Raw genomic sequence first — 5065 nt, 5'->3', positions numbered from 1 at the left:
TATCAATCAGGTTCAAAATATATTCTTCGCCTTCAGAATAATATACCATTTGTATGGCATGACTCTTTATGGTGATACCCCTTTCCCTCTCAAGGTCCATGCTGTCCAATACCTGGTCCTTATAATCCCTGGCATCCAGGGTGTCGGTCAATTGTAAAAGACGATCGGCCAGGGTGCTTTTGCCATGGTCAATATGGGCAATGATACAGAAATTTCTGATGTTTTTCATTGGCTGCAAAAATACAATATAATTACGAAATTTTGAGATTGCATCAAATATTCAGCAGCATAATAATTAACACAAGATTAACAAGATAATGACCTCAATTATATTAATTTTGCAAGCTGCATTCCTGTAATTAAACAAATAGACAGGGAGCTTGTTTTTATTATAACATTATTGATTTATTCATTTTAAATTTCTGGATTATGAGTAAGGTACGTGTTGGATTAATGGGATTTGGAGAGGTTAGCCGGCATATATACAGGCTTTGCCTTGAAGATGACCAGATTGAAATTGTAGCCATTGCAGAAATTGGCACGCCTGATATCCTGCATTATTTGCTTGTTGCCGAAACCAAAGGCGGGATTAAGGTTGACCTTGACGGACATTTCCTGGTTTCCAAAAATGGAAGGGCAAGGATGATACATGGAAAATCACTTGAACCCGGTGAAGTGCCCTGGGATATGTTTGATGTAGATGTTGTTGTGGATGGTACCGGTAAGTACAAATCCCGGCATGACATGGAGAAACATCTGAAAGCCGGTGCTGGCCATGTTGTGCTTTCGACATTGCCAACCGATCCGATTGACAGGATCGTTGTTATGGGAGTTAATGATCAGACGATCAATATCAGCGATAAACTGGTTTCGGCCGGTTCAGCCACTACCAATGCTGCTGCCATTATGCTGAAGATCATTAATGAGACTTTTGGTGTTGATTATGCCATGCTGACAACAGTACATTCCTATACTTCTGATCAACCATTGCGTGATAAGGCGTCTACAGATTATCGCCGTAGCAGGTCGGCAGCCGAAAACATCATTCCCAATGAAACACCCAGCCCTGCCTGGATACAGGAGATCATGCCTGAGTTCCGCGGCCGTATTGAAGGTACTGCCCTTAATGTGCCTGTACCAAACGGATCATTGCTCGATCTTACTACCGTGCTGAAAACAGGGGATATTGATATTGATAAACTAAATAAGGCTGTAGAAGAGGCTGCTAAAAAATATCCTTCCATTATCCAGGTGGTGGAAGATCCTATTGTTTCCACAGATGTTATAGGAAACAGACACTCAGTTGTCTTTGACAAGATAGCGACCATGAAGACGAAAGGAAGAATGTTAAAAACCCTGGTGTGGTATCATACCGCCCTGGCCCAGGCATCCCGTATAAAAGACGTGATTTTGGCATACCATAAACTACAAGAGAAAGGAGGTGTATTATGAGAGTCGCAATTAACGGATTCGGCAGAATAGGAAGATCGGTGTTCAGGATACTCAGTGAGAGAAAAGACATTGAGGTGGTGGCGATCAATGATTTATTTGAAAATGATGTGCTGGCATACCTCCTGAAATATGATACGGTTATGCAGGGTTTTGGCGAGAACATCCATCTGGAGGGTGATTATCTGGTTACCCAGAATGAGAAGGTTAAAATGCTTGCCGTAAAAGACCCTCTGCAATTACCCTGGAAAGACCTGAAAGTTGATGTGGTCGTGGAAGCTACAGGTATTTTCCGTTCACGTGAAAAACTGCTTCCTCACCTGGAGGCCGGTGCCAGGAGGGTAATTCTTACAGTGCCTGCCAAAGACAATATCGATTTTACAATAGTAATCGGAGTGAATGATGAAGGCCTGAAACCTGAACATCGCATTATTTCCAATGCCAGTTGTACAACCAACTGTCTTGCTCCCATGGCTAAAGTGCTCAACGACGCTTTTGGAATCAAGGAAGGTTTAATGACTACCACCCATGCCTATACGAACGATCAGCGCCTTGCTGATGTTCCGCATAAGGACTGGCGCAGAGGAAGGGCTGCCGCAGAAAACATCATTCCAACAACGACCGGCGCTGCTCGGGCCGTTGGACAGGTTATCCCCGAACTGGCCGGTAAACTCGACGGGATGGCCTCCCGTGTGCCTGTCCCTGATGGTTCTGTTGTTGACCTGGTGGTTGAAGTGAACACAGATGTTAGCATTGAAGATATCAATGCCGCTGTGAAAATGGCTTCAAAATCGGAAAAGATGAAGAACATACTGTTATATTCCGATCAGAAACTTGTATCGTCCGATATTGTTGGAAATCCTTATTCCTCAATTTACGACGCCGAATATACCAAAGTAATTGGTAAAAGAATCGTAAAAACCCTTAATTGGTACGATAATGAATGGGGTTATTCCAACAGGGTTGTAGACCTGATTTATATGCTGGAAAAATTCGGCGATTAGCAAGAAAGGAGTGCTGGAATTGATTGATATCATGATAGAGTGACAAGTTACAGGTTTCAAGTTTCAGGCATCCCGCAACCTGTGACTTGTAACTTGTAACTTGTAACTTGTAACTTGTAGCTTGTAGCCTGTTGCTTGTTGCTTGTTGCTTGTTACTTTTATTCATCTTTCCGCACAAACATTTCCAACTTCATCGGATTAAAGTTATTGATCCCTGCAGAGTGAATTTTTTTATTCCCTGTAGGGTTATTATGTATACATCGCATACATAAAAATAAACTCCTTCAGCACAATCTACGTTGTTTTTCTGATTTTTGCCGTCCCAGTTTATCCATGGGTCAATGGTTTCAAAAACAAGATTACCCCAACGGTTGAAGATTTTTATTTCGATTTTCTCAACACTTGCAACTGTTTCAGGGATGGGGGTGAAGAAATCATTTATATGATCATTGTTCGGAGTGAATACATTGGGTAGTTCATATCCCGGGCAGGCAGTATAATCAATACAAACCACATTGCTGAAGTCTCCGGTATTGCCATTATCGTCGATAGCTTTCACAGCATAACAACCCGTAACACTTTTCAGGTTTTGATGAAGAAATGTTGTGTCGAAAGGAGAATTCAGAACGGCAATCAGCAAGAAATCCTCAGACTCTTCCGATTTGAAATACACTTCATATTTGGCTATATCGATAGGGCAACCGGGAGGGTTGCTCCAGGAAAGCAGGTTTTCAGTTTTATCACATTCTGTTGTTACCTGAAGCTGTTGAGGGCATGGAGGAACATTGTCGACGGGAACAGAACATCGGATTGGGGAAAAATTGAGCAGGGGATGAAAAAATCCGGGAGAATCGTAGCTTCCGTAGCTGTAAATAAAATAACAATACTCTTGTCCGTTAATAAGGCCGTTATCTGTGAATTCATTTCCGTTAACCGAAGTAAGTGAATCATAAGAGGAACTGCCGGGATTCTTCCTGAATATGATGAATTTTTTATTATTCCAGGAAACATTGGCTGACCATTGCAGTGTGATGGCCTGATCGGAGGGAAGAGCATTTAATTCAAGCGATGAGGCATTCCTGGAATAACCTATGAACCCTATGTTTTGACTTTCCAGGCCTATCCTGTAATTATAACCTGAGTCAGAAGTATTAAGGTTAACGCCATTGTCGAAATATACGGTATCGTTTAAACCGTTCATGACGGCAATTTCGGCAAATCCGGTATTACTGATTCCGGTAGCCCTTTCAATTATGTATTTGTAAGGACCGGGGTATTGGATCGTATCCAGCTCTGTAGGTTTTGACCAGGCAAGGTAAACCCTTCCTGATTCAAGATTGGAGCTATCATTGCTGACATTGGTGATGATGGGAAGGTCCTTTTTCAGGAATGCGCATTTTTCACTGGATGCCTGACTTTCGGATCCATCCGGGAAAATGGCAGTTATCATATAGCAATATTGTATACCCGGAACCAATCCTGCACCCTTATTATCATCAATAAACGCGATATTTTCATGACCGGTGACAATAGCTATGTGGGTATACCCTGTATATGCCGGCACACCGGTTTCGCAATAACCTGGTACGAAACCTGAAGTCCCGTTTTTTCTGTAAACTTTATACCCTGATATCTGGGGGCAAATATATTGGGTCCAATCGATTCTGATTGTATTACCCAGGGCTTCGGCTGAAAGCAATACGGGAGCAGGTCCTATAACACGAATTCCAATGGTCTTGATATCCACAAGGTTAACCGGGAAGCCATCATCGGTGGCCTTAAAAAAAGCATAGTAGGGTTGTTTTCTGACATGACTGCAGAGAGTGATCCATGTGAAATCGGTGCTTGTACTTCCAATACCGCTTGCCGGATCGGGGTATATGTAAGCAGGATTATTGCTAAGCTCAAAAGGACCGCCTGTTCCTGTAAGGGTAATGCCATCCGAATCGGGATCATAGGCATTAACGGTGAATTTAAGTGTATCTCCTGCCAATGCACAGGTATCGTCAATAGAAACGATAACGGGAGGAGAGTGGTCGCAGGCAATAATATTGATCTGCATATCTCGTGTTACACTTCCGATTTTAACACCATTACGCCATTCTTCCACGAGAATGGCGAGATTAAATTCTCCTTGCTTGGTTGGTGCATCCCAGAATACATCACCTGTTATTGGGTTGATCACAATGCTGTCGGTGGCCGGAGGGAGGGTATATCCTGGAATGGGTAAACCTCCACCTCCCCTGCATGTAATAAACCGATAGGATAGACTATCTCCGTCGGCATCATAGGCACCAGGGTTATGTACATATAATTGCCCTACACAACCATTATCGATCGGTGGATTTAGTAAAACGGGACTACTGTTGTAACCCAGGAAAGGATTGATCAGAATTTCTGTGTCAATATAAAGGGGAATGTTAACGGAGTTTGGTATGTTCTGGATACCTGCATTGCGGTTTGGGTCTTCCAGCCAGATGGTATATGTCCCCGGGGAACTGTAAGTGTGACGTGCATCCGGATTATATGAGGGGTTTTCAGGAAGATAACGGTAAACATTCCTGCTGATATTATTGGGGTAGTTGATTTTTTCCGTTCTGAAAATGGTACTG

General features: G+C 42.8%; 4 protein-coding genes. 2 read left to right on the top strand and 2 right to left on the bottom strand.

Annotation, left to right across the window (positions count from 1 at the left end; all coding sequences use genetic code 11):
* On the bottom strand, positions 1-229 hold a 229-nt coding region (locus KKA81_04890; GenBank protein ID MBU2650251.1), incomplete at its 3' end, for an elongation factor 4.
* A 200-nt stretch (positions 230-429) separates the two neighbouring features.
* Here KKA81_04890 and KKA81_04885 point away from each other — a divergent pair.
* Positions 430-1452, top strand: a complete 1023-nt coding sequence (locus KKA81_04885; GenBank protein MBU2650250.1) for a glyceraldehyde-3-phosphate dehydrogenase — start codon at positions 430-432, stop codon at positions 1450-1452.
* The gene (gene gap / locus KKA81_04880) at positions 1449-2453 is read left to right on the top strand and encodes a type I glyceraldehyde-3-phosphate dehydrogenase (GenBank protein ID MBU2650249.1); all 1005 of its coding nucleotides are present in this window, start codon (positions 1449-1451) and stop codon (positions 2451-2453) included. The genes KKA81_04885 and gap overlap by 4 nt, the downstream gene beginning before the upstream one ends.
* A gap of 190 nt (positions 2454-2643) precedes the next feature.
* Here the strand turns inward: gap and KKA81_04875 are convergent.
* A partial coding sequence (locus KKA81_04875; protein MBU2650248.1) for a gliding motility-associated C-terminal domain-containing protein occupies positions 2644-5065 on the bottom strand: 2422 nt, incomplete at its 5' end.

The sequence above is a fragment of the Bacteroidota bacterium genome (assembly GCA_018831055.1).
Taxonomy (GTDB): domain Bacteria; phylum Bacteroidota; class Bacteroidia; order Bacteroidales; family B18-G4; genus M55B132.
This window is presented reverse-complemented; position numbering and strand designations above follow the sequence as displayed.

Coding starts and splice junctions, on each gene's coding strand:
- gap (MBU2650249.1), top strand. CDS start 1,449: ATGAGAGTCGCAATTAACGGATTCGGCAGAATAGGAAGATCGGTGTTC.
- KKA81_04885 (MBU2650250.1), top strand. CDS start 430: ATGAGTAAGGTACGTGTTGGATTAATGGGATTTGGAGAGGTTAGCCGG.